The organism is Actinocorallia populi (assembly GCF_002995495.1).
Taxonomy (GTDB): Bacteria; Actinomycetota; Actinomycetes; order Streptosporangiales; family Streptosporangiaceae; genus Actinocorallia; species Actinocorallia populi.
Genome location: NZ_PVZV01000007.1, coordinates 235,767 through 258,918, shown reverse-complemented (window position 1 = coordinate 258,918; position 23,152 = coordinate 235,767). Strand labels below are relative to the sequence as shown.

Annotated in this window: 22 protein-coding genes; 16 read left to right on the top strand and 6 right to left on the bottom strand. The window is 72.2% G+C overall.

Annotation, left to right across the window (positions count from 1 at the left end; all coding sequences use genetic code 11):
* Position 1: 1 nt before the first annotated feature.
* A complete protein-coding gene (locus C2865_RS27945) occupies positions 2-904 on the top strand; it encodes a phosphatase domain-containing protein (RefSeq protein ID WP_106401573.1) in 903 nt (300 codons plus the stop codon).
* Between the two features lie 15 nt (positions 905-919).
* Here C2865_RS27945 and C2865_RS27940 read toward each other — a convergent pair whose 3' ends face one another.
* The gene (locus tag C2865_RS27940; RefSeq protein ID WP_198653659.1) at positions 920-2,005 is read right to left on the bottom strand and encodes a calcium:cation antiporter; all 1,086 of its coding nucleotides are present in this window, start codon (positions 2,003-2,005) and stop codon (positions 920-922) included.
* Positions 2,006-2,136: 131 nt separating this feature from the next.
* On the opposite strand from C2865_RS27940, the gene C2865_RS27935 reads away from it, so the two are divergent.
* Genes C2865_RS27935 through C2865_RS27925 form a run of 3 tightly spaced genes read left to right on the top strand, consistent with a single transcriptional unit; the run spans position 2,137 to position 5,140 of the window.
* On the top strand, positions 2,137-2,937 hold the full coding sequence (locus C2865_RS27935) for a maleylpyruvate isomerase family mycothiol-dependent enzyme (protein ID WP_106401572.1): 801 nt from the start codon (positions 2,137-2,139) through the stop codon (positions 2,935-2,937).
* Positions 2,934-4,106, top strand: coding sequence for an acyl-CoA dehydrogenase family protein (locus tag C2865_RS27930; RefSeq protein WP_106401571.1), 1,173 nt, complete (start codon positions 2,934-2,936; stop codon positions 4,104-4,106). Before C2865_RS27935 ends, C2865_RS27930 begins: the two co-directional genes overlap by 4 nt.
* Complete coding sequence (locus C2865_RS27925; protein ID WP_106401570.1) at positions 4,103-5,140, top strand: acyl-CoA dehydrogenase family protein; 1,038 nt, start codon at positions 4,103-4,105, stop codon at positions 5,138-5,140. Before C2865_RS27930 ends, C2865_RS27925 begins: the two co-directional genes overlap by 4 nt.
* An 18-nt stretch (positions 5,141-5,158) precedes the next feature.
* Here the strand turns inward: C2865_RS27925 and C2865_RS27920 are convergent, their stop codons facing one another.
* Complete coding sequence (locus tag C2865_RS27920) at positions 5,159-6,691, bottom strand: long-chain-fatty-acid--CoA ligase (RefSeq protein WP_106401569.1); 1,533 nt, start codon at positions 6,689-6,691, stop codon at positions 5,159-5,161.
* Between the two features lie 159 nt (positions 6,692-6,850).
* On the opposite strand from C2865_RS27920, the gene C2865_RS27915 reads away from it, so the two are divergent.
* Positions 6,851-7,495, top strand: a complete 645-nt coding sequence (locus tag C2865_RS27915) for a TetR/AcrR family transcriptional regulator (protein WP_106401568.1) — start codon at positions 6,851-6,853, stop codon at positions 7,493-7,495.
* 9 nt (positions 7,496-7,504) lie between these two features.
* On the opposite strand, the gene C2865_RS27910 is transcribed toward C2865_RS27915, so the two are convergent.
* Positions 7,505-8,806 carry a TIGR04013 family B12-binding domain/radical SAM domain-containing protein gene (locus C2865_RS27910; protein WP_232835841.1) on the bottom strand — a complete coding sequence of 434 codons (1,302 nt, stop codon included), beginning with the start codon at positions 8,804-8,806 and terminating at the stop codon, positions 7,505-7,507.
* Between the two features lie 43 nt (positions 8,807-8,849).
* Between C2865_RS27910 and C2865_RS27905 the strand changes: the two genes are divergently transcribed.
* From C2865_RS27905 to C2865_RS27895, 3 genes are all read left to right on the top strand, one after another.
* Positions 8,850-9,536 (top strand): MerR family transcriptional regulator, encoded by a 687-nt coding sequence (locus C2865_RS27905; RefSeq protein ID WP_106401566.1) that lies wholly within the window; start codon positions 8,850-8,852, stop codon positions 9,534-9,536.
* Between the two features lie 57 nt (positions 9,537-9,593).
* Entirely contained in the window at positions 9,594-10,445 is an 852-nt protein-coding gene (locus C2865_RS27900; RefSeq protein WP_198653658.1) for an SDR family oxidoreductase, read from the top strand.
* An 87-nt stretch (positions 10,446-10,532) separates the two neighbouring features.
* Positions 10,533-11,810 (top strand): lysine N(6)-hydroxylase/L-ornithine N(5)-oxygenase family protein, encoded by a 1,278-nt coding sequence (locus tag C2865_RS27895; RefSeq protein ID WP_106401564.1) that lies wholly within the window; start codon positions 10,533-10,535, stop codon positions 11,808-11,810.
* A 28-nt stretch (positions 11,811-11,838) separates the two neighbouring features.
* On the opposite strand, the gene C2865_RS27890 is transcribed toward C2865_RS27895, so the two are convergent.
* Together C2865_RS27890 and C2865_RS27885 are read right to left on the bottom strand one after the other, a co-directional pair.
* Positions 11,839-12,393, bottom strand: a complete 555-nt coding sequence (locus tag C2865_RS27890) for a TetR/AcrR family transcriptional regulator (protein ID WP_106401563.1) — start codon at positions 12,391-12,393, stop codon at positions 11,839-11,841.
* Entirely contained in the window at positions 12,390-13,778 is a 1,389-nt protein-coding gene (locus C2865_RS27885) for an MFS transporter (RefSeq protein ID WP_232835840.1), read from the bottom strand. Before C2865_RS27885 ends, C2865_RS27890 begins: the two co-directional genes overlap by 4 nt.
* A gap of 82 nt (positions 13,779-13,860) precedes the next feature.
* Between C2865_RS27885 and C2865_RS27880 the strand changes: the two genes are divergently transcribed.
* The gene (locus C2865_RS27880) at positions 13,861-15,516 is read left to right on the top strand and encodes a SulP family inorganic anion transporter (protein WP_106401562.1); all 1,656 of its coding nucleotides are present in this window, start codon (positions 13,861-13,863) and stop codon (positions 15,514-15,516) included.
* Positions 15,517-15,520: 4 nt separating this feature from the next.
* Here C2865_RS27880 and ppk2 read toward each other — a convergent pair whose 3' ends face one another.
* Positions 15,521-16,315, bottom strand: coding sequence for a polyphosphate kinase 2 (ppk2, locus tag C2865_RS27875; RefSeq protein ID WP_106401561.1), 795 nt, complete (start codon positions 16,313-16,315; stop codon positions 15,521-15,523).
* Between the two features lie 228 nt (positions 16,316-16,543).
* Between ppk2 and C2865_RS27870 the strand changes: the two genes are divergently transcribed.
* The 7 genes from C2865_RS27870 (at position 16,544) to C2865_RS27840 (ending at position 23,132) form a co-directional block, all read left to right on the top strand.
* Complete coding sequence (locus C2865_RS27870) at positions 16,544-17,095, top strand: hypothetical protein (protein ID WP_106401560.1); 552 nt, start codon at positions 16,544-16,546, stop codon at positions 17,093-17,095.
* Between the two features lie 100 nt (positions 17,096-17,195).
* Positions 17,196-17,801, top strand: coding sequence for a cardiolipin synthase ClsA (locus C2865_RS27865; protein ID WP_106401559.1), 606 nt, complete (start codon positions 17,196-17,198; stop codon positions 17,799-17,801).
* Positions 17,798-20,296 carry a mannose-1-phosphate guanyltransferase gene (locus C2865_RS27860; protein ID WP_106401558.1) on the top strand — a complete coding sequence of 833 codons (2,499 nt, stop codon included), beginning with the start codon at positions 17,798-17,800 and terminating at the stop codon, positions 20,294-20,296. Before C2865_RS27865 ends, C2865_RS27860 begins: the two co-directional genes overlap by 4 nt.
* Positions 20,297-20,565: 269 nt before the next feature.
* Complete coding sequence (locus C2865_RS27855) at positions 20,566-21,090, top strand: FHA domain-containing protein (RefSeq protein WP_106401557.1); 525 nt, start codon at positions 20,566-20,568, stop codon at positions 21,088-21,090.
* Positions 21,087-21,755, top strand: a complete 669-nt coding sequence (gene ftsR / locus C2865_RS27850; protein ID WP_232835839.1) for a transcriptional regulator FtsR — start codon at positions 21,087-21,089, stop codon at positions 21,753-21,755. Before C2865_RS27855 ends, ftsR begins: the two co-directional genes overlap by 4 nt.
* Positions 21,756-21,808: 53 nt before the next feature.
* Positions 21,809-22,279 (top strand): bifunctional nuclease family protein, encoded by a 471-nt coding sequence (locus C2865_RS27845; RefSeq protein WP_106401555.1) that lies wholly within the window; start codon positions 21,809-21,811, stop codon positions 22,277-22,279.
* A gap of 253 nt (positions 22,280-22,532) precedes the next feature.
* Positions 22,533-23,132 carry a MerR family transcriptional regulator gene (locus C2865_RS27840; RefSeq protein WP_198653657.1) on the top strand — a complete coding sequence of 200 codons (600 nt, stop codon included), beginning with the start codon at positions 22,533-22,535 and terminating at the stop codon, positions 23,130-23,132.
* The last annotated feature ends 20 nt before the right edge of the window (positions 23,133-23,152 follow it).

Sequence of the window (23,152 nt, the reverse complement as noted above, 5' to 3'; positions counted from 1 at the left end):
CATGCCCACCCTGCACATCACCCGGGGCCTGCCCGCCTCCGGAAAGACGACCTGGGCCCGCGGCTGGGCCGCCGAGGACCGGGAGCACCGCGTCCGGGTCAACCGCGACGAGCTGCGCCGGATGCTCGACGACGGCACGTACCTCAAGGGCGTGACCGAGCAGCGGGTCCTGGCCGTCCGGGACGAGGCGCTCACCCGCCTCCTCCGGAGCGGTTACGACGTCGTCTGCGACGACACGAACCTGCCGCAGTGGAACGCCCGGGCCCTGGCGAAGCTCGCACTGCGGGCCGGCGCGGAGTTCGAGGTGCACGACTTCACCCATGTACCGCTGGAGACGTGCCTGGAGCGCGACGCCGCACGCGCGGCACCCGTCGGCGAGGAGCGCATCCGCGACCTGCACCTGCGGTTCCTCGCGGGCAGGAAACTGCCGTTGCCGCTGCCCGAAGAGAGCCCTCCGGCCGGGCTGGTGCCCTACGAACCCAAATCCGGCACGCCGAAGGCCGTCCTGGTCGACATCGACGGCACCACCGCCATCATCTCCGGACGCGGCCCCTACGACCACACCCTCGTGCACCAGGACCTCCCGAACGCCCCCGTCATCACCGTCATCCGCGCCATGCACGCGGCGGGCCACCGGGTGGTGTTCCTGTCCGGACGCTCGGACGCCTGCCGCGCCGAGACCGAGACGTGGCTGAAGAAGCACGTGGCCGTCCCGTTCGACGCGCTGCACATGCGCGCGCACGGCGACAACCGCCGCGACTCCATCGTCAAGGTGGAGCTCTTCGACGCCCACGTGCGCGACGCCTACGACGTGGCCTTCGTCCTGGACGACCGCGACCAGGTCGTGGAGGCCTGGCGGGCCCTGGGCCTCACCGTCTTCCAGGTCGCCGAGGGAGACTTCTGACCCGCCGGACCGCGGTCAGGGGAAGAAGGTGAGGAAGAGGAAGGCCGCGAAGATCGCCAGGTGGAGGCCGGCCTGCAGGAGGGTGGCTCGGCCCGGCACCACGGTGAGGGTCGAGACGCCGACGCCGACGGCGAGGACGAGCAGGACCAGCTGGGTGGAGCCCAGGCCCAGGATGAGCGGGCCCTCCACCCAGATCGAGGCGATCGCGATCGCCGGGATGGTCAGCCCGATGCTGGCGGTGGCCGAGCCGAGCGCCAGGTTCAGGCTGGTCTGCAGCCGCTGCCGGCGCGCGGCGCGCACCGCCGCCAGCGTCTCGGGCAGCAGGACGAGCAGGGCGATGACGACCCCGACGACGCCGTGCGGCAGCCCGGCCTTGCGCACCGCGGTCTCGATGACCGGGGACTCGGTCTTGGCCAGGCCGACCACCGCGACCAGCGCGAGCAGCAGCAGGCCGAGGCTGATCAGCGCCTGCCTGCCCGAGGGCGGGTCGGCGTGGTCGCCCTCCCTGTCGTCCAGGATCTCGCCCTCCCGGGTGACCGGCAGGAAGTAGTCGCGGTGCCGGAGGGTCTGGGTCAGCACGAACAGGGAGTACAGCACCAGGGAGGCCACCGCCGCGAAGGCCAGCTGGGACGGGGTGAAGCGCGGCCCCGGCTGGGTGGTGGTGAAGGACGGCAGCACCAGGGTCAGCGTGACCAGGGAGGCCACGGTGGCGAGCATGCCGCCGGCGCCCTCGGCGTTGAAGACCGCGGTGCGGCCGCGGATCGTGCCGAACAGCAGGGACAGCCCCACCATGCCGGTGGTGCAGATCATGACGGCGGCGAAGGCGGTGTCCCGCGCCAGGGTCGCCGCCTCCTCCCCGCTGCTGATCATCACGCTGATGATCAGCGAGACCTCGATGACGGTCACCGCGAGCGCCAGGGTCAGCGCGCCGAACGGCTCGCCGATCCGGTGGGCGACGGTCTCTGCGTGGTGGACGGCGGCGAGCACGGCCCCGGCCAGCAGGATCGCCAGGACGAAGACGAAGACCCCCGTGGGGACGCGGCCCCATGCCAGCGCCAGCGCGCACACGGCGAGGATCGGCATGACCGTGGCCCAGCGCAAGCGGCCCCCCGTCCGGATCGCGTGTCGTCGTACGTGCGCGCACCGGGGGGTGCCCCAGGCCTTACCCACCATGATCTCCGGATGAAACACCCCATTGCGTAAGTGACTTCTGGCGTGGCAGGTTCGACGGCATGCAACCCGCATTCGAGGAGAACACAGCGGCTTTCGAACAGACCGTCCGGGCCGTCATCGGCCTGGCGGAGGGGTTCACGGACGCCGAGTGGGAACTGCCGACGGACTGCCCCGGCTGGACCGTCAAGGACATGGTGTCGCACCTGGTCAGCGCCGAGGAGCTCTTCCTGGGCGATCCGCTGCCCGCCCACGACCTGCCCGACCTGCCGCACGTGCAGAACGAGCTGGGGCGGATGGTGGAGATCGGGGTGGACGTCCGGCGCCCGCTGCCGGGCGCGCAGGTGCTGGAGCAGTTGAAGGCGGTTCTGGAGCGGCGCCTGGCGATGCTGCGGGAGGTGGACCCCGCGGCGGAGGCGCCCCAGCCGGACGGCAAGCCCGGCGACTACACCCGGCTGATGATGTTCCGTGCCTTCGACTGCTGGATCCACGAACAGGACATCCGCCGCGCGACGGGGCGCCCCGGCGGGTTGGACTCGCTCGCCGGAGCCGCCACCTGGAAGGTGCTGCTGCCCGGACTGCCCTTCGTCGTCGGAAGGAGGGCGGGGGCAGAACCGGGGGAGTCGGTGGCCTTCGAGATCACCGGCGCCCGCGAGTACTCCGTGGGGGTCGTGGTGGACGGGAACGGGCGGGGAGTTCTGGGTGACGTGCCCGCGGAGCCCACGACGCGGATAACGCTCGATTGGGAGGACTACGTGAAACTGGCGGCGGGCCGGTGCGCTCCGGGAGAGGCGAAGGCGGTCGTCGAGGGCGACCGGGAGCTGGCCGGGCGGATCCTTGCGAACATGGCGGTGACGCCATGACGCCGGAAGAACTGCGCTCACGCGTCGCGGAGTTCCGCGAGAAGCACGACCACACCCGCATGGAGCCGCTGGAGTACCTGCGGGCGCGGTTCGACGCCGGTCTGGCCTGGGTGCACTTCCCCGAGGGAGCCGGCGGCCTCGGACTGCCCCGCGAGTCGCAGCGCGAGGTGGAGAAGGCGTTCGCGGGCACGCCGAGCAACCGGCCGGAGGGCAACGCCATCGGCCTGGGCATGGCCGCCCCGACGATCCTCGCGGTGGGCACCCCCGAGCAGAGGGAGCGCTGGCTGCGCCCGCTGTGGACGGGCGAGGAGATCTGGTGCCAGCTGTTCAGCGAGCCCGGCGCGGGCTCGGACCTGGCGGGTCTGGCCACCCGCGCGGTCCGCGACGGCGACGGCTGGGTCGTCAACGGGCAGAAGGTCTGGACGTCGCTGGCGCACCGGGCCCGCTGGGCGCTGCTCGTGGCCCGCACCGACCCGTCGGTCCCCAAGCACCGGGGCCTGACCTACTTCGTCTGCGACATGACCGCGCCCGGTGTCGAGGTGCGCCCGCTGCGGCAGATCACCGGCGAGGCCGAGTTCAACGAGGTCTTCCTCACCGACGTGCGCATCCCCGACGCGCACCGGCTCGGCGCGGTCGGCGACGGCTGGAAGGTCGCCAACACCACACTGATGAGCGAGCGGGTCGCCATCGGCGGGCAGGCCGTGCCGCGCGAGGCGGGCGTGCTCGGACTGGTCTCCCAGGCGTGGCGGGAGCGTCCCGAACTGCGGGACCCCGCCTTGTACGACCGGCTGCTGCGGTTGTGGGTGGAGGCCGAGGTCGTCCGCCTCACCGGGCAGCGGCTGCGCCAGCAGCTCGCGCAGGGCGAGCCCGGCCCCGAGGGCAGCGCGATGAAGCTGTCCTTCGCCGAGCTGAACCAGCGGCTCACCGGCTTCGAACTGGAACTCCTCGGCGACGAGAGCCTGCTCTACGACGACTGGACGATGCGGCGCCCCGAGACCGTGGACTTCGCCGGGCGTTCGCCCGGCTACCGCTACCTGCGCGCCAAGGGCAACTCGATCGAGGGCGGCACCTCCGAGATCCTGCGCAACATCATCGCCGAGCGGGTGCTCGGCCTGCCCGGCGAGCACCGGGTCGACAAGGACACCCCGTGGAAGGACCTGCCCCGGTGAGCGAGCTGCTTTACGGCGAAGTCGAAGAGGAGCTGCGGGCCGGGCTCCGCGGGGTGCTGGCCGACCGGGCGGGCTGGCAGCACGTCCTGGCCTGGACCGAGCGCGACGAGACCCACGACGCCGGCCTGTGGCGGGTCCTGGGCAGGGAGCTCGGCTGCGCGGGCCTGCCCGTCCCCGAGGAACTGGGCGGCTCCGGCGCGGGCTGGCGCGAGACCGCCGTCGTCGCCGAGGAGCTGGGCCGCGCCGTGGCGCCCGTCCCGTTCCTGGGCGGCGCGGTGCTGGGCGTGGCCGCGCTGCTGGCCTCGGACGACCGCGACCTGCTCGCGTCCGTCGCGGCCGGTGAGGCCGTCGCCACCCTGGCGGTGCCCTACGGCTCTCCGGAGCGCCCCGCGCGGGACGGGAAGGTCACCGGCGTGGCCGACGCGCTCGCCGCCGACGTCCTGCTCCTGCCGCAGGAGGACGGCCTGTACGCCTACGACGCCCCGGACGTCACCCGCACCCCGCTCACCACCCTCGACCGGACCCGCCCGCTGGCGGACCTGGACTTCGGCGGGGCGCGGGGCCGCAGGATAGGCGGTACGCAGGCCGTGGGGCGCGCTCTGACGGTCGGCGCGGCGATCCTGGCCTCCGAGCAGCTCGGCGTCGCCGAGCAGTGCCTGGAGACCACCGTCGCCTACGTCAGGACCCGTTACCAGTTCGCCCGGCCCATCGGCTCCTACCAGGCGGTCAAGCACCGGCTGGCCGACCTGTGGGTCGCCGTCGCCCAGGCCAGGGCCGTCGCCCGCCACGCCGCCGACTGCGTCGCGAGCGGCGGCCCCGACACCCCCGTAGCGGTGGCGATCGCCCAGTCGCACTGCTCGGAGGTCGTGGTCCACGCCGCCGAGCAGTGCGTCCAGCTGCACGGCGGCATCGGCTTCACCTGGGAGCATCCCGCCCACCTCTACCTGAAGCGGGCCAAGAGCCTGTCCGCGGCGTTCGGGGGAGCCCACCGCCACCGGGCCGCCCTCGGCGGGCTGGTGGACCTGGCGCCCTGATCCGCCGGGGCGGGGAGGTCAGAGGTACCGGCGGCGCAGCTCGCGCTTGAGCACCTTGTGGCTGGGGCCCAGGGGCAGCTCGGCGGCGAACTCGACGCGGCGCGGGTACTTGTGCCGGCCGAGCCGCTCCCGCGCGAAGGCGATGATCTCGTCGGCGTCGGGCAGGGCGCCCGGCGCCGGGACGACGACCGCGCAGACCTCCTCGCCGGTCACCGGGTCGGGCAGCCCGATGACGGCGGTCTCGGCGATGTCCGGGTGGGCCAGCAGCGCCTCCTCCACCTCGGTGGGGTAGACGTTGAACCCGCTGCGGATGATCATGTCCTTGAGCCGGTCGACGATGGTGACGAACCCGTCGGCGTCCTTGGTGCCCAGGTCGCCGGTGCGGAACCAGCCGTCCACCAGGGCCGCGGTGGTCGCCTCGGGGTTGCCCAGGTAGCCGGTGAAGACGTTGTGGCCGCGGATGACGATCTCGCCGAGCGCTCCGGCCGGCAGCAGTTCGATCTCGTCGGGCCGGTCGGGGGCGGCGATCTCCACCTCCACACCCCAGATGGCGTGCCCGACGGTGCCCGCGCGCGTCCCGAAGAGCGGCTGGTTGACCGCGGCCGTGGGCGAGGTCTCCGACAGCCCGTACCCCTCGTACACCGGGGTGCCGAAAGCGGTCTCGAAGGACTCCAGGATCGTCCTGGGCAGCGCGGCGCCGCCGGAGACGCACAGTTCGAGCTCCGGCAGCCGGGAGGCGTTCTTGGCGGCCTCCACCAGCCCGAAGTACATCGTCGGCACCCCGTGGAAGATCGTCACGTCCTCGGCGACCATCAGCTCGACCGCCTGCGCGGGGTCGAAGCGCGGCAGCAGCACCAGCGTCCCCAGCGCGCGCCAGGTGGAGTTGAGGCTGACCGTCTGCCCGAAGATGTGGAACAGCGGCAGGGCCCCGAGCGCCACCTGGCCGGGCCGCACCGGGTGGGAGTCGAAGGCGTTGATCGTGGCGTTCATCACCAGGTTGAGGTGGCTGAGCACCGCGCCCTTGGGCCGCCCGGTCGTGCCGCTGGTGTAGAAGACGACGGCCGGGTCCTCCGGGGCGCGCCCGACGAAGGTCTGCAGCGGCTCGACGGTCCCGGCGAGGTCGGGCAGGCTGCCGTCGGTGCCGGGCAGCGGGCCCCGGCCCAGCGAGCACACCCGTGTTCCGACGGCCTCGGCGGCCTGCGCGGCGACCTCGGCGAACAGCGGGTGGCACAGCAGCACCGTCGCCTCGCTGTCGCGCAGCACGTGCTCCATCTCGGGGGCGGTGAGCAGCAGGTGGACGGGCACCACGACGCCTCCGGCGGCCAGCACCGCGTAGTAGGCCAGGGGGAACTCCGCGGTGTTGGGGCACAGCAGGGCGACCCGGTCCCCGGGCCGCACCCCCAGCCGGACCAGGGCCGCGGCCTGGGCTCGGGCGCGCTCCCACACCTCGGCGTAGGTCAGCCGCAGGTCGCCCTGGATCAGCGCGGTCTGCCTCGGGCGGCGGCGGGCGGATTCGGCCAGGACGCTGGCCAGGGAAAGCGTCGCGCTCATGTCGGCATGCTCCTCCGTCGGGGGGCGGGGAGGGAGCCCCGCGGAAAACTAGCAGTGCAAGTCACAGGTGCCGCCGATGGTAGAACAAAGAAACTAGCGCTGCAAGGTTCTCGGGTGCTGCCAGAATGAACGCTTCCGTCGTCCGCAGAGGGGGAGACCTTGGCCCGGCCACGTCAGCCGCTGCTCAGCCGTGAACGCATCGTCGAGGCGGCGCTGGCTTTGCTGGACACCGAGGGCCTGGAGGCGGTCTCCACCCGGCGGCTCGCCGCCGAGCTCGGCGTCAGCGGCCCCTCCCTGTACAACCACGTGGCCACCAAGGACGAGCTCCTCGACGCCGTCACCGACACCGTGCTCGCCGAGGTGGACCTGTCGATGTTCGAGGGGCTGCGTCCCGGCGGCGAGCCCGGCTGGCGCGCCGCCCTGTACGCCTGGGCGCACTCCTACCGCGCCGCCCTGGCCGCCCACCCCAACATCGTGCCCGTCCTGGCCCGCGGCCCCGGCCGCCACCGCCGCGTCATGCTCCGCGTCGCCGACGCCGTCTTCGGCGGCCTGGTGGACGCCGGCTGGCCGCGCCGCGAGGCCACCGGCGTGGGCGCCCTCATGCGCTTCTTCGTCATCGGTTCGGCCCTGGGCTCCTTCGCCGGCGGCTTCCCCGACGACGCCGCCGTCTACGCCGGCGAGTACCCCCACCTCGACCAGGCCCACCTCCTGGCCGACCGCCAGCAGGAGATCGACGGGTCCGCCTTCGAGACCGGCCTCCTGGCCCTCCTGGACGGCCTCGAGCTCCGCTTCGCCGGGCTGTAGCGGCCCGGTTCAGCCGTCGGTGCGCCGGCGCCTGGTGCGGCGGGGGTAGGCCTTGGCGGTCTCGGCCAGGCGGGTGGAGTGCTCGGCCTGGCGGCGCCAGTGGCCGTAGGCCTCGCCGCGCTGGGCGAGGCGGTCGAGCCTGCGCATGGTCTCCACGGGGATGAAGGCCGGGTCGGCGTCGCGCCAGGGGGTGCCGGGCAGCGGCATGAAGGTGTGGGTGTGGATGCGGGCGCCCAGGTCGACGAGGTCGTCGGCCAGGCGCAGGGAGGCGTCCTGGTCGGCGGCGTCCTCACCGGGCATGCCGAACATGAAGTCGACGTTCGGGCGGAAGCCGTGCTCGACGGCGATGCGCACGGCGTCGCGCACCGGGCCCGCGCCGTGGCCGCGGCCCGAGGCGGCCAGGATCCTGTCCGAGCCGGACTGCGCGCCGATGATGATGTTGTCGTTGGCCACGTACCTCCTGAGCATCAGCATCGCCTCGGGGGTGACGTGCTCGGGGCGCACCTCGGACGGGAAGCTGCCGAAGAAGATCCGGCCGTCCTCCGGCAGCTCGTCTTTGACGCGCGACAGCAGCTCCTCGACGGCGTCCAGGTCCGGGTCGGGGCCCGGCGAGCCGTAGGAGAGCGAGGTCGGGGTGATGAACCGGACGTCCCGCAGCCCGAACTCCTCCCGCATGCCCCGGACGTGCGCCACGACGCCCTCCACCGACCGGTGCCGGAACTGCCCGCCGAACATGAACGGCGTCTGGCAGAAGCGGCAGGTGTAGCGGCAGCCGCGGGTCAGCTCGATCGGCCCGACGTGCCGGCGCGCGCCCGAGGGGAAGGAGCGGTAGGCGTCCAGGGGCAGCTGGGGCGCGGGACGGGTGCGCAGCGCCACCCCGTCGTGGTCGCGCACGGCCAGGCCCGGCACCGTCGTCGGTTCGGCGCCCTCGCGCAGCGCGGTCACCAGCGAGACGATCGTCGACTCGCCCTCGCCGATGCCCGCGAGGTCCCAGCCGGAGTCCAGGACGTGCTGGGGTTCGGCGGTGGCGTGCACGCCACCTGCGATGTGCAGCACGTGCGGCCCGTCCGCCAGCGCGCGCACCGCCGCCAGCTCGGCCGCCATGGCCTCGGCGTCGGGCGAGTAGAACGACCACAGCACCAGCACCCGGTCGCCGCCGCTCGCGGCGATCTCCGCGGCGGTCTCCTCGGGGCTCGTGCCGTAGCGCAGCTCGCACTCGACGCCCGAGGCCTGCAGGGCCGCGAGCAGCGCGTGCACCCCGTAGGTGACGGCCTTGCGGTAGCGCACCACCACGCTGACTTCGTGACTCACGCACGGCAGCGTACCGGCGCCGGGGGTCGGTTAGGGTCGCGACGTGGATGAGTACCGCATCGAGGAGCTGGCACGGGAAGCAGGGGTGCCGGTCCGCACCCTCCGGTACTACCAGGAGCGGCGGCTGCTGCCGCCGCCGCGCAGGCAGGGCAGGGTGGGCTGGTACTCGCGGGCGCACCTGGAGCGGCTGCGGCTGATCGCCCGGCTGCTGGAGCGCGGGTACCGGCTGGACGGCATCGAGGAGCTGCTGGCCGCCGCCGACGAGGGCCGCGAGGTGACCGAGCTGATCGGCCTGGCCGCCGCGGCCGAGGAGCCGTGGGCCGAGGGGAGGCCCGCCGCGCTGACGGCCGAGGAGCTGGACGGGTTGTTCGGCCGCCAGTTCACCCCGGAGCTGCTGGCCGAGGCGGTGGAGCTGGGTTACGTCCGGGTCGAGGGCGAGCGGTACGTGCTCTCCAGCACCCGGCTGCTGGAGGCCACGGTGGAGCTGGTGCGGGCGGGCGTCCCGCTGCGGTCGGTGCTGGCGGTGAGCTGGGAGCTGGAGGCGGCCTTCGACCGCATGGCGTTCGCGGTCGTCCAGCTGGCGCGCACCCACCTGATGGACTCGGAGGACCTCGTGGCCACGGTGGGCAAGCTCAAGCCGGTGGTGCGCGCGGTCGCCGACGAGCACTTCGGGCGGGCGATGGACCGCCGGATCCGGGCTGAGTTGGACCGCTGGTCTGGCTCTGATTAGACACATCGTCTACTCTCCTGAATGTCCCAGTTGGAACTGGAAACATCAGGAGCAGTGATGACGGTAGCGGTGGTGACCGGGGCGGCCCGGGGTCTGGGCGAGCTCATGGCCAAGAAGCTGGCGAAGCGCGGGATCAAGGTGGCGCTGCTGGGCCTGGAGCCGGGAGAGCTGGCCAGGGTGGCCGGGGAGTGCGGCCCCGACGCCGCCTTCTGGACGGTGGACGTCACCGACGACGCCGCGCTGGCCGTGGTGGCGGCCGAGGTGAAGGAGCGCTTCGGGCGGATCGACATCGTGGTGGCCAACGCCGGCGTCGCCACCGGCGGCCCGGTGGAGTTCTCCGACCCTGCCACCTTCAACCGGGTGATTCAGGTGAACCTCATGGGCAGCGCGAGCACCGCGCGGGCGTTCCTGCCCGCGCTGCGCGAGTCCAGGGGCTACTTCTTCCAGGTCGCCTCGCTGGCCGCGCTGGTCTCGGTCCCGATGATGGCCGCCTACTGCGCCAGCAAGTCCGGCGTCGAGGCTTTCGCGCACTCGCTGCGCGCCGAGGTCGCCGTCCACGGCGTCGGCGTGGGCGTCGGCTACCTGAGCTGGACCGACACCGACATGGTGCGCGGCGCCGACCAGGACGTCGTGCTGCGCGACATGCGCGCGAAGATGCCCTACCCCGGGGGCAGGACCTACCCCCTGGAGCCGACCGTCGACCGGCTCGTCGCGGGCCTCCTGCGCCGCCGCCCGCAGGTGTACGGCCAGTGGTGGCTGCCGGCCCTGCGGGTCGTGCGCCCCCTGGTCCCGGGCGTCGTCACGCGCAAGTCCATCAAGATGCTGGAGGGGTTCGAGGAGCGGTGGAAGGCGGCGGGCGCCAACACCCGTCTCGTGGGCGCGGGCGGCGCCGCCAACGACGAAGAATGATCGCGCCTACTGGACTTGGAATGTAGGTAAGGCTTACCTTCGTAAGGCTTGCCTAAGTTCTTTCGGCCCGTCCATGAAGGGGCGCCCATGTCCAGTACCGCAACAGAGCACGTCCACGACCTGGTGGGAATCGGTTTCGGTCCCTCCAACCTCGCCCTGGCCATAGCGTTGCGCGAGCAGGCGGCGGAGCTCGACGCGGTCTTCCTCGAGCGGCAGAGCAGGTTCGGCTGGCACCGGGGGATGCTCATCGAGGGCACCACGATGCAGGTCTCCTTCCTCAAGGACCTGGTGACGATGCGCAACCCGTCCTCGGAGTACTCCTTCCTCCACTACCTGAAGGAGCGCGGGAGGCTGGCCGACTTCATCAACCACAAGACGATGTTCCCCTCGCGCCTGGAGTTCCACGACTACCTGGAGTGGGCGGCCGACCGCTTCACCGGCCAGGTGGAGTACGGCTCGGAGGTGGTCGCCGTCCGCCCCGTGACCGAGGACGGGACGGTCGTCGCGTGCGACGTGGTGGTCCGCCAGGGCGAGGCGGTCACCACCCGCCGCGCCCGCAACCTCGTCATCGCCACCGGGCTCGAGCCGGTCGTGCCGCAGGGCATCGAGCCCGGCGCCCGCGTCTGGCACAGCCACGAGCTGCTGCGGCGGCTGCCCGAGCTGGACTCCCCGCGCCGGCTGCTGGTGCTGGGCGCGGGCCAGAGCGGCGCCGAGGTCGTCGACCACCTGCACCAGCGCTACCCCGCCGCCGAGGTGTGCGCGGTGTTCGCCAAGTACGGCTACACCCCCGCCGACGACAGCTCCTTCGCCAACCGCATCTTCGACCCCGCCGCCGTGGACGAGTTCCACCACGCGCCCGAGGACGTGAAGCGGATGCTGCTGGACTACCACGGCTCCACCAACTACTCGGTGGTCGACCTGGAGCTCATCGACGAGCTGTACCGGCGCGTCTACCAGGAGAAGGTCCAGGGCGTCGAACGGCTGCGCATCCTCAACGCCTCCCGGCTGACCGGGCTGACCGGGCACGACGGGGGAGTGCGCGCGGTGGTGGAGCACCTGCCCACCGGCGAGCGCACCGTCCTGGAGGCCGACGCCCTGGTGTGCGCCACCGGCTACCGCAGCCGCGACGCGCTGGCCATGCTCGGCGAGCTGGCCGGGCACTGCGCGCGGCTGCCGGACGGCGGGCCCGACGTGGGCCGCGACTACCGCATCGCCACCGGGCCCGAGGTCCGCTGCGGCATCTACCTGCAGGGCGCCACGGAGCGGACGCACGGGCTCAGCTCGACCCTGCTGTCCAACACCGCGGTGCGCGCGGGCGAGATCGTGCGGTCCCTCACCCGGGCCGAGGCCCTGGTGACCGCCTGATGAGCAGGGGACGGGCGGCCGGCGCGGGTCATCCGTCCCCGTCCGCCCCGCCGTCGATGAGGCGCTGGACGCCGGGGGCGTAGAGCTCCGCGACCCGCGCCACGTCGGCGGCGGCGGCCGCGCCGTCCCGGTGGATGACGAGCACGGTGCTCAGCCCCAGGAACTGGGCGACGACGAGCTCCGCGCGCAACCGGGCGTCGCGGCCCTCCAGCAGCGCGGCCAGCCGGGCGGTCGCCTGCTCGCGGAAACGCTCGGCCAGCAGGGCGCGCTCGTCCCCGGCCGCGATCCCGAAGATGACGCGCAGCAGCGGCGGCGGCGCCCCGGTCCGCCGGGTGACCAGCGCGGTCTCCACCAGGTGGCGGCCGAGCCGCTCCCTGGGCACCGACAGCAGCAGGTCGACGTCGGGCCCGAAGTCGGCGACCGCGTCGAAGAGCTGCTCCTTGCCGCCGAAGTGCTTGACGATCAGCGCCGCGCTGACCCCGGCCTCCGCCGCGATGCCGCGCAGGGTGACCGCCGCGTAGGGCCGCAGCGCGAAGGCGCGCCGCGCCGCGCGGAGGATGGCGTCCCGGCCGGAGTCGCTCATGCCGCCGCGGGGACCGGCTCGGGCGCCCGGCGCGGCACGGCCAGCGCGGTGGCCAGGGCGGCCAGCGACACTCCCGCGGCGATCAGGAAGACCAGCAGGTAGGCCTCGAGCGTCGGCCGCCCGCCCGCGGTGTGGTGGGCCAGGACCGCCGCGGCCGCCGCGCTGGAGGCGGCCTGCCCGATCGAGCGCATCAGCACGTTCTGCCCGTTGGCGGCGGCGGTCTCGCCGACCGGCACCGCCCGCATGATCAGCACGGGCAGGGCGGAGTAGGCCAGGCCCGCGCCCATGGCGACGACGGTGGATCCCACGATGATGGTCCAGAGCTCGTGACTGGTGAAGAAGCGGACCACATAGCCTACCGCCAGCAGCCCCGATGCGAGGGCGACCGTGGTCCCCGGCCCCCACCTGACCGAGATCCGCGCCGAGACCGGGGACAGCAGCGCCAGGCACAGGCCGCCGGGTAGCAGGCACAGCCCGGTCGCCATGATCGACAGCTCGAGCCCGTAGCCGGTGCTCGCCGGCTCCCGGACGAGCTGCGCCGTCGAGAGCGTGTTGGCGTAGAAGGCGAAGCCGACGAACAGCGCCGCCAGGTGCGCCGCGAGCGCGGCGGGGCGGACGGCCGAGCGCAGGTCCACCAGCGGGTCGGGCACCCGCAGCTCGTGGCGGACCCACCCGGTCGCGGCGACCAGCCCGCAGGCGGCCAGGGCGAGGGTGGGCGGCGCGGTGAACCCCCACGTCCCGCCCTTGCTGACGACCAGCAGCAGGCAGAGGAGGAAGAGGGTGAGCCCGGCCGACCCCCTCACGTCGAACCGGCCGGGCGAGCGCACCGGCGACTCGGGAACGATCCAGCGGACGAGCGCGAGCGCCAGCAGGCCGATCACCGCGCTCACCCAGAACATCACCCGCCAGCCGGCGTACTCCATGACGAACGCGGCGACCGGGAGCCCCATCGCGGCGCCGATGCCGATGGTCGAGCTGATGAGCCCCGCCGCGGCGGGCACCCGTTCGGGGGGCAGCTCGTCGCGCAGGATGCTGATCCCCAGCGGCATCACCGCCAGGCCCATTCCCTGCAGGGCCCTTCCGGCGACCAGCGCCGGCAGGGAGGCGGTGGCCGCGCAGACCACCGACCCGGCGGCCACCGCGGCCAGCGACCACAGCAGGAACCTGCGCTTGCCGTACATGTCCCCGGCACGGCCCAGCAGGGGGGTGCAGATCGCGCCGCTCAGCAGCGTCACCGTCACCGTCCAGCTCGCGTCCTCCGGCGAGGAGCCGGTCAGCCCGGGGAGCATCGGCAGCAGGGGCAGGATGATCGTCTGCATCAGGGCCACGACGATGCCGCAGGAGGCGAGGACGGCGGTGACGAGGGAGGGTGCACGTCTGTTCACCCCGCCAGGGTAAACAATCGTTCACCGCGGGCGGGCGGCGGGGCCGGAACGCTCCACGGGACCGTGCTGGCATCATCGTCGGATGTCGCGATGGTGGCGGGATTACCGGAAAGAGTGGATACGCGGCGACCTGATGGGCGGGCTCACCGTGACCGCCTACCTGGTGCCGCAGGTCATGGCGTACGCCGCGGTCGCCGGGCTGCCCCCGGTGGCCGGCCTGTGGGCCATGCTGCCCGCCCTCGTCGCCTACGCGCTGCTCGGCTCCTCCGAACGGCTGTCGGTCGGGCCGGAGGCGACGACCGCGCTGATGACCGCCGTGGTCGTCGGCCCGCTCTCCGGCGGCGACCCCGCACGGCACGCGGGGCTCGCCGCCGCCCTGGCGGCGCTGGTCGGCCTGTTCGCGCTCCTCGCACGGCTGCTGCGCCTGGGCGCCGTCGCCGACCTGCTGTCGCACCCGATCCTCGTCGGCTACCTCGCCGGGGTGGCGGTGCTGATGATCGTGGGCCAGCTGGAGCGCACCACCGGAGTGCCGGTCGAGGGCTCCGGGGTGGTCGCCGAGTTCGGCTCCTTCCTGCGGGGGATCGGCCAGTGGCGGCCGGGCACGCTGCTCCTGGCCGCCGCCTGCCTGCTGTTCCTGCTCGCCCTGAGCCGGTGGCGGCCGAACTGGCCCGGTCCGCTGCTGGTGGTGCTGCTGGCCACCGCGGCCGTCGCGGCCTTCGGCCTCGACCGCTACGGCCTGGAGGTCGTGGGGGAGATTCCCGAGGGGCTGCCGCTGCCCATGCTGCCGGAGTTCGCCGACCTGGGGGTGCTGGTACCGGCGGCGCTGGGCATCCTCGTGGTCGGTTTCACGGACATGACGCTCACCGCCCGCGCGTTCGAGCGACCCGGAGGACCCCGTGCCGACGGCAACGCCGAGCTGCTCGCGCTGGGCGCCGCCAACCTGGGCGCCGGCCTCTTCCAGGGCTTCCCGGTGAGCAGCAGCGGCAGCCGCACCGCGCTGGCCGCCGCGGCGGGCGCGCGCACCCAGCTGTTCTCCCTGGTGACGCTCGGCTGCGTCCTGGCCGTCCTGCTCGTCCTCAACCCGCTGCTGGCGCTCTTCCCCGGCGCGGCGCTGGGGGCGCTGGTGGTCTACGCCGCCCTGCGCCTGGTGGACCTGGCGGGCTTCCGCAAGCTCCTGGCCTTCCGCCGCACCGAGTTCCTGCTGGCGCTGTCGGCGACGTTCGGGGTCCTGCTGCTGGACGTCCTGTACGGCATCCTCGTGGCGGTCGCGCTGTCGGTGCTGAACATGATGGCGCGGGTCGCCCGCCCGCACGACGCCGTCCTGGGGCATGTGCCGGGGCTGGCGGGGATGCACGACATCGACGACTACCCCGAGGCCGAGGTCGTCCCCGGGCTGGTCGTCTACCGGTACGACTCGCCGCTGTTCTTCGCCAACGCCGAGGACTTCCGCCGCCGCTGCCTGGCCGCGGCCGACGAGCACGCCGAGGGCCTGCGCTGGTTCGTGCTCAACGCCGAGGCGATCGCCGAGGCCGACAGCACCGCGCTGGCCGTGCTGGAGGAGGTGCACGCGGAGCTGGCCCGCCGCGGCGTCACGTTCGCCCTCGCGCGCGTCAAACAGGACCTGCGAGGGGATCTGCGCCGGTTCGGGCTGCTGGACGTCCTGCGCGAGGAGCTGATCTTCCCCACCCTGCCCACGGCCCTCGAGGCCTTCCACGCCTGTGGGGAGAAGGCGCCCTGACCCGTCAGCGGAGCTCGGAGGCGACGTCGGGGACCCGGTGGGCGGCGCGCCGGGGCGGGCGCACGTAGCCGGTGGACGGCGGCCGCTCGGGCAGCGTGATGCGCGGGGGCTCCACCTCGTGGTACGGGACGGTCGACAGCAGGTGGCTGATCATGTTGATCCGGGCCCGCCGCTTGTCGTCGCTGTCGACCTCGTACCAGGGCGCCTCGGGGATGTCGGTGTGGGTCATCATCTGGTCCTTGGCCCGCGAGTAGTCCTCCCAGCGGGTGAGGGAGTACAGGTCCATGGGGGAGAGCTTCCAGCGCCGCATGGGGTCGTCGAGCCTGGCCCGGAAGCGGCGCTCCTGCTCGGCGTCGCCGACGGAGAACCAGTATTTGCGCAGCAGCACGCCGTCCTCGACCAGCAGCCGCTCAAAGATCGGACACTGATGGAGGAAACGTGCATATTCCTCCGGGGTGCAGAAGCCCATCACCTGCTCGACGCCGGCCCTGTTGTACCAGCTGCGGTCGAACAGGACGATCTCCCCGGCGGCCGGGAGCTCGGCGGCGTAGCGCTGGAAATACCACTGGGTCCGCTCCCGCTCGGTGGGCTTGGGCAGCGCCGCGATCCGCGCGACGCGGGGATTGAGGTACTCGGTGACGCGTTTGATGGTGCCGCCCTTGCCCGCGGCGTCCCGCCCCTCGAACACCACGACCAGCCGCTGACCCTCGGCCCTGACCCATTCCTGCAGCTTCACCAGCTCGCCCTGCAGGTCCAGGATCGTCCGCTCGTACACCTCGCGTGACAACTTCTTCGCCATCCGATCATTATGGGCGGGCCGGCGCGCCGTCCCGCCTCGCGGGCGGCGGCCCCCTTCCCCGTCGCGGGCTCCGTATTCCGTCTTCCTTGCCACACTGCTTTCTGTAGTGAAAGGCGGCTCTCGAAATTATTTACCATTTCCCCGGTTTTAGTAATCTTTGTTCTGCTTTTACTAGGAGTCTTTGGGGGCTATTGCTAGCCTTTTAGAGAAATGAGGAGGAGAGGGTTGATGCGATTCCTGCGGTTGGCGGTGAGCCTGCTGTTCTGCACGGGTTCCCTACTGGTCCTCCTGATGAGCGTGCACGGCCTGATCGTCTTCCCGAGCGCCCTCTTCGGGCGCCCCGCCGGGGGGATCGGCCTGGAGCGGATGTCGCCGGGGGACGTGGCCGCGCTCGTCCTGCTGTACCCGCTGATGTCCCTGGTGGGCGTGGGCAACGCCGTCCTCCTCGGCTGGAGCGGCGCGCGCGGGCTGAGGGCCGTGGACGACCCGTGGCGCTGGCGGAACCGGCAGGGGACGGGTCTGGTCGGCCTGCTGACCACCGGCCTGGCGTCGCTGGCCGCGGCCGCCGCCGCGCCGCCCGACAGCCGCTCCATCGTCCGCCTCCCCCTGTCGGTGGAGGTCGTTTCGTGCCTCTACCTGCTGTACTTCAGCCTGCTGGGCCTGCTGGCGCTGTCCGTCCTGCTGCTGGACGGCAGGCGGATGCCCACCGGTGGGACGGACGTGACGGCGGTGCGGAAAAGGGTCCGGCGGCAGCAGAGGCACCTCTCCGGAAAAATGTGAGCTGTGTCATAAACGAGAGGTACTTTCCGGTGGAGCGATCCACCAAGGGAGTTGAGATCTCCTGGCAGGTAAGGTCAACTCCCAGGAGGTGGAAGCCGCTTTGGCAGAGACGAAGGACCGGATCTGGACGGTGCCGAACGCCCTGAGCCTCGCGAGGCTCCTGGGGGTGCCGCTCTTCTTCTGGCTGGTCCTCGCCGGCCACGACGGCTGGGCGATCGGCCTGCTGATGCTGGCGGGCCTGTCGGACTGGGCGGACGGCAAGCTCGCCCGGATGCTGGACCAGACCAGCCGGCTCGGCATGCTGCTCGACCCCGCGGCCGACCGCCTCTACATCCTGGCCACCCTGGTGGGGCTGACCGTCCGCGAGATCGTCCCCTGGTGGCTGACCGCCCTGCTCGTCGGCAGGGAGGTCTACATGGCGGGCCTGCTGGCCCTGCTGAAGCGATATGGCTGGAACGGCCTGCCCGTGCACTTCGTGGGCAAGGCCGCCACGATGAACCTCCTGTATGCCTTCCCGCTGCTGTTGTGGGGCTCCCACGACGGCGGCGTCGCCACCGCCGCCCGCGTCATCGGGTGGGCGTTCGCCCTGTGGGGCGCGGCCCTGTACTGGTGGGCCGCGGTCCTCTACACCGTTCAGGCACGACAACTCATCCGAGCCCTGCCCCCCGGGGGCGCCGAGAACGAGGGAGTCGCATCCGCGCCATGAAGGCCGTAGTGATGGCAGGAGGCGAGGGGACGCGACTGCGTCCCATGACCGCCAACCAGCCCAAGCCTCTGCTGCCCGTCATCAACCGCCCGATCATGGAGCACGTGCTCCGCCTGTTGAAGAGGCACGGCTTCACCGAGACCGTCGTCACCGTCCAGTTCCTCGCCTCGCTGATCCGCAACTACTTCGGCGACGGCGAGGAACTGGGCATGAGCCTGCAGTACGCCACCGAGGAGGTGCCGCTGGGCACCGCCGGAAGCGTCAAGAACGCCGAGGACGCCCTGCGGGACGACCGCTTCCTGGTGATCTCCGGCGACGCCCTGACCGACCTGGACCTCACCGACATGGTGCGCTTCCACAAGGAGAACGGCGCGCTGGTCACCATCGGGCTCAAGCGGGTGCCCAACCCGCTGGAGTTCGGCATCATCATCGTCGACGAGCAGGGCCGCATTCAGCGGTTCCTGGAGAAGCCCACCTGGGGCCAGGTGTTCTCCGACACCGTCAACACCGGCATCTACGTCATGGAGCCCGAGGTCCTGGAGCGCGTCGCCCCCGGCGAGAGCGTCGACTGGTCCTCCGACGTCTTCCCCGCCCTGCTGGCCGAGGGCGCCCCGCTGTACGGCTACGTCGCCGACTGCTACTGGGAGGACGTCGGCACCCACGAGAGCTACCTCAAGGCCCAGGCCGACATGCTCTCGGGCAAGGTCGACCTGGAGATCGACGGCTTCGAGCTGTCCCCGGGCGTGTGGGTCGCCGAGGGCGCCGAGGTCGACTCCTCCGCCGTCCTCAAGGGCCCCCTGTACGTCGGCGACTACGCCAAGGTCGAGGCGGGCGCGGAACTGCGCGAGTACACCGTCCTGGGCAGCAACGTGGTCGTCAAGGAGGGCGCCTTCCTGCACCGGGCGGTGGTCCACGACAACGTGTACGTGGGCCCCTCCACCAACCTCCGCGGCTGCGTGGTGGGCAAGAACACCGACCTCATGGCCGGGGCCAGGATCGAGGAGAACGGCATCGTCGGCGACGAGTGCGTCATCGAGGCCGAGGCCTACGTCTCCAACGGGGTGAAGGTCTACCCCTTCAAGACCATCGAGGCCGGCGCCGTGGTCAACGCCTCGGTGATCTGGGAGTCGCGCGGCCAGCGCAACCTCTTCGGGCCCCGCGGCGTCTCCGGGCTGATCAACGTGGAGATCACCCCGGAGCTGGTGGTGCGGCTGACCAGCGCCTACGCCACCACCCTGAAGAAGGGCGCCACGGTCGTCACCGCCCGCGACGCCTCCCGCGCCGCGCGCACCCTCAAACGCGCGGCCATCGCCGCGCTCACCGCCAGCGCGATCAACGTCGAGGACCTGGAGGCGTGCGCGCTGCCGCTGGCCCGGTTCGAGACCGCCCGCGAGGACTGCGCGGGCGGCATCGTGATCCGCACCACGCCCGGCGACCCGCAGGGCGTGGACATCCTCTTCCTCGACGACACCGGCGCCGACCTCTCCCAGGCGGCCCAGCGCAAGCTCGAGCGCGTCTTCGGCCGCCAGGAGTACCGCAGGGCCTTCCCGGGCGAGATCGCCGAGCTGAGCTACCCCCAGCGGACCGTGGAGTCCTACAGCCGCGACCTGCTGGCCCGGATGGACATGTCCGGGATCAGGGAGGCCGAGCTCAAGATCGTCGCGGACTGCGCCGGCGGTGTCACCTCCAACGTGCTGCCCTGGCTGCTGGGCCGGGTCGGGGTGGAGGTGCTCACCCGCAACAACCGGCTCGACGAGGCCAACCCCACCGAGACCCCGGCCGAGCGCTCCCGGGACCTGGCCCTGCTGGGCGAGCTGGTCTCCTCCTCGCGTGCCGCCTTCGGCGTCAGGTTCGACCCGGTGGGGGAGCGGATCTCGCTGGTCGACGAGAACGGCGTGCGCATCTCCGACGACCGGGCCCTGCTCGTGCTGCTCGACCTGGTCGCCGCGGAGCTGCGCGGGGGCCGGGTGGCGCTGCCGGTCACCACCACCCGGGTCGCCGAGGAGGTCTGCGGCAGGCACGGCGTGCGGGTGGAGTGGACCTCCACCTCCCAGGACGTGCTGACCAGGGCGGCGGCCGATCCCGAGGTGGTCTTCGCGGGCGACGGGCGCGGCGGTTTCGTCTTCCCCGAGTTCAGCCACACGGTGGACGGGATCGCGGCGTTCGTCCGGCTGATCGGGCTGGTGGCGCGCACCCGGATGACCCTCTCCCAGATCGACGAGCGCATCCCGCAGGCCCACCTGCTCAAGCGGTCGGTGCCGACCCCGTGGGCGGCCAAGGGCAGCGTCATGCGGCACGTGGTGGAGGCGGCCGCCGACCGGACCGTCGACACCACCGACGGGGTGCGGGTGGTGGAGAAGGACGGGCGCTGGGCGCTGGTCCTGCCGGACCCGGCCGAGGCGGTCACCCACCTGTGGGCCGAGGGCCCCGACCACGACGGCGCCACGGCGCTTCTGGAGGAGTGGGCGGCGGTCGTGGAGGCGGCCGGGTCCTGAACGATCCTCACCTCAGGGCGGCATCGGGGTGTCCGAAACACCCCGATGTCACCCCGCATCCCAGTGATTCGGGCATGATGATTCGATCTTCCGCGCACCGGTAGTGCCGCCAGCGCGGTACGGTCTTCCTGACAGGCTTTCCGGCAGGCCCGTTCCGCGCGGCGGCATAGACCGTCGGACAGGTGGCCGGTAGCGTTGTCCAGACCGGAGTCAAGCAGAGTGGGGCGTGTCCAGGGGGACACGCCGATGGTAGGAGGCCGAGCCGATCGATGCCGAGCGTTTACTGCACGCAGTGCGGTCACGCCAATCCCGATGGCGCCCGCTTCTGCTCCAATTGCGGCACTCCGCTGGTCCGCAGCGCGCAGCCGGCCCCGGAGACCCCCGGTGAGTCGACCTCGACCATCTCGATCAGCGGGCTGACCGACGGGCTGGAGATCCCGGAGGCCTCCGAGGAGGCGCCGGACCAGCTGAGCGTGGAGACCCTGCCCCCGGGCACCGCCCTGCTGGTGGTGCGGCGCGGTCCCAACGCCGGCAGCCGGTTCCTGCTCGACAAGGACCGCACCTCGGCCGGCCGCCACCCCGAGAGCGACATCTTCCTCGACGACGTCACCGTCTCGCGGCGGCACGCCGAGTTCGCCAGGCACGGGGCGGGCTTCACCGTCCGGGACGTGGGCAGCCTGAACGGCACCTACGTCAACCGGGAGCGGATCGACCACGCGGCGCTGAACGGCGGCGACGAGGTGCAGATCGGCAAGTTCCGGGTCGTGTTCCTCACCAACCCCCAGCACGGGTGAGCGCGAACGCCGCCCGGGCGTACATGACCATCGGGGACGTCCTGGCCAGCCTGCAGGGTGAGTTCCCGGACATCACCCACTCCAAGATCCGCTTCCTGGAGGCCGAGGGGCTCATCGAGCCCGAGCGCACCCCCTCGGGCTACCGCAAGTTCACCTCCGTGGACGTGGAGCGGCTGCGCTACATCCTGGCCGCCCAGCGCGACAGGTACCTGCCGCTGCGGGTGATCAAGGAGCAGCTCGACAGCCGGCCGCCGCGCACCCTGGTGGCCGCCGACGCCGGCTCCCCGCCCGCCGCCGAGGTGGCGCTGACCCGGCGGCAGCTGCTGGACGGGGCGGGCATCAGCGAGGAGCGGCTGGAGGAGCTGGAGGCCTACGGGCTGGTGCGCCGCGCCGGCGCGCACTACGACTCCGACGCGCTGACCGTGGCCAGGACCGCGGCCAGGCTGGCCGGATACGGCTTCGAGGCGCGGCACCTGAGGACGATCAAGGCCGCCGCCGAGCGGGAGCTGGCGCTGATCGAGCAGACCATCGCGCCTCTGCTCAAGCGCCGCGCCCCGGGGGCGCACGAGGCGGCGGGCAGGACCGCACGCGAGCTGAGCGGGCTCACCCTGGCGCTGCACACCGCGCTGGTCTCGGCGGGTCTCAAGGACAGCTTGGGCGGTTAGCCGACCCAAGGTGTAGTTTGGGCTGCAGGACCATCGTGAGGCGAGGAGCCGCTGTGAAGCAGATGGAGGTCGTCGGCGTCAGGGTCGAGATGCCCTCCAACCAGCCGATCGTGCTGCTGAAGGAACTCGAGGGCGATCGTTACCTGCCCATCTGGATCGGCGCGGTGGAGGCGACGGCCATCGCGTACGCGCAGCAGGGCATGCTGCCGGCGCGGCCGCTCACCCATGACCTGTTCAAGGAGGTCATCGAGGCGCTGGGTGCCACTTTGCACACGGTGAACATCACCGCGCTGCGCGAGGGGATCTTCTTCGCCGACCTGGTGTTCTCCAACGGTGCCGAGGTCAGCGCGCGGCCTTCGGATTCGATCGCGCTGGCACTGCGCACCGGTTCGAGTATTTTCGTCAGCGAGGAAGTCCTGGACGAGGCCGGGGTGTCCATCCCGGACGAACAGGAAGACGAAGTGGAGAAATTCCGCGAGTTCCTCGACACGGTGTCCCCTGAGGACTTCGAAAGTGGCGCCTGACCTGCGGGTCCGGCCGATCCCACGGGGTCCCGTCCGTTTCCGCCCCCGCCGAGCGGGGGTAGGGGTGGAGGGGGAGATGGCAAGCTGAGCCGTTTGCGCATGTGAAGCCGGATACATCCGCTCTGCGACGCGCCGACGGTGAACGTTGACCCTGCCCTGACCGGCACCTACCGTGCTGGTGGAGCACTCGTGGGGAAATTCCGGCAAACCCCCTTGCCGGAGACCTGGGAGCTGACAGAAGCCGGAGGTCCGCGTGGCGGTGAGCAGCGGCGAGGACAAGGTGGACCGTGAGCGCCGGCTCGCCTCTCGGCAGGCCGGCGAGCAAGGCCTGCTTTTCGACAGCGCAGTGGCCATGCCGAACGCGAGCGCCGGCTACCGCGGCCCCACGGCGTGCGCGGCGGCCGGCATCACCTACCGTCAGCTCGACTACTGGGCCCGCACCGGCCTGGTCGAGCCGAGCATCCGCCCGGCGCACGGCTCGGGCAGCCAGCGCCTGTACGGGTTCCGCGACATCCTGGTGCTGAAGGTCGTCAAGCGGCTGCTGGACGCCGGGGTCTCGCTCCAGCAGATCCGCACCGCGGTCACCCACCTGCAGGACAGGGGAGTGGAGCACCTGGCCACCATCACCCTGATGAGCGACGGCGTCAGCGTCTACGAGTGCACCAGCGCCGACGAGGTCGTCGACCTGCTGCAGGGCGGTCAGGGCGTCTTCGGCATCGCCCTGGGCCGGGTCTGGCAGGAGGTCGAGGGCAGCCTGGCGAGCCTGCCCGCCGAGAACGCCGAGCCCTACCTGGAGACGAGGCCGAGCCGGGACGAGCTGTCGGCCCGCCGCCGCGCCCGCAAGACGGGCTGAACGGAACCTGGGCAGCTCCG

Excerpts from the sequence above, each read along its gene's own strand:
- C2865_RS27855 (WP_106401557.1), top strand. The coding sequence starts at position 20,566 with ATGCCGAGCGTTTACTGCACGCAGTGCGGTCACGCCAATCCCGATGGC.
- ppk2 (WP_106401561.1), bottom strand. The coding sequence starts at position 16,315 with ATGGCGAAGAAGTTGTCACGCGAGGTGTACGAGCGGACGATCCTGGAC.
- C2865_RS27935 (WP_106401572.1), top strand. The coding sequence starts at position 2,137 with ATGCAACCCGCATTCGAGGAGAACACAGCGGCTTTCGAACAGACCGTC.
- C2865_RS27890 (WP_106401563.1), bottom strand. The coding sequence starts at position 12,393 with ATGAGCGACTCCGGCCGGGACGCCATCCTCCGCGCGGCGCGGCGCGCC.
- C2865_RS27945 (WP_106401573.1), top strand. The coding sequence starts at position 2 with ATGCCCACCCTGCACATCACCCGGGGCCTGCCCGCCTCCGGAAAGACG.
- C2865_RS27870 (WP_106401560.1), top strand. The coding sequence starts at position 16,544 with ATGCGATTCCTGCGGTTGGCGGTGAGCCTGCTGTTCTGCACGGGTTCC.
- C2865_RS27860 (WP_106401558.1), top strand. The coding sequence starts at position 17,798 with ATGAAGGCCGTAGTGATGGCAGGAGGCGAGGGGACGCGACTGCGTCCC.
- C2865_RS27895 (WP_106401564.1), top strand. The coding sequence starts at position 10,533 with ATGTCCAGTACCGCAACAGAGCACGTCCACGACCTGGTGGGAATCGGT.
- C2865_RS27930 (WP_106401571.1), top strand. The coding sequence starts at position 2,934 with ATGACGCCGGAAGAACTGCGCTCACGCGTCGCGGAGTTCCGCGAGAAG.
- C2865_RS27920 (WP_106401569.1), bottom strand. The coding sequence starts at position 6,691 with ATGAGCGCGACGCTTTCCCTGGCCAGCGTCCTGGCCGAATCCGCCCGC.
- C2865_RS27880 (WP_106401562.1), top strand. The coding sequence starts at position 13,861 with ATGTCGCGATGGTGGCGGGATTACCGGAAAGAGTGGATACGCGGCGAC.
- C2865_RS27900 (WP_198653658.1), top strand. The coding sequence starts at position 9,594 with ATGACGGTAGCGGTGGTGACCGGGGCGGCCCGGGGTCTGGGCGAGCTC.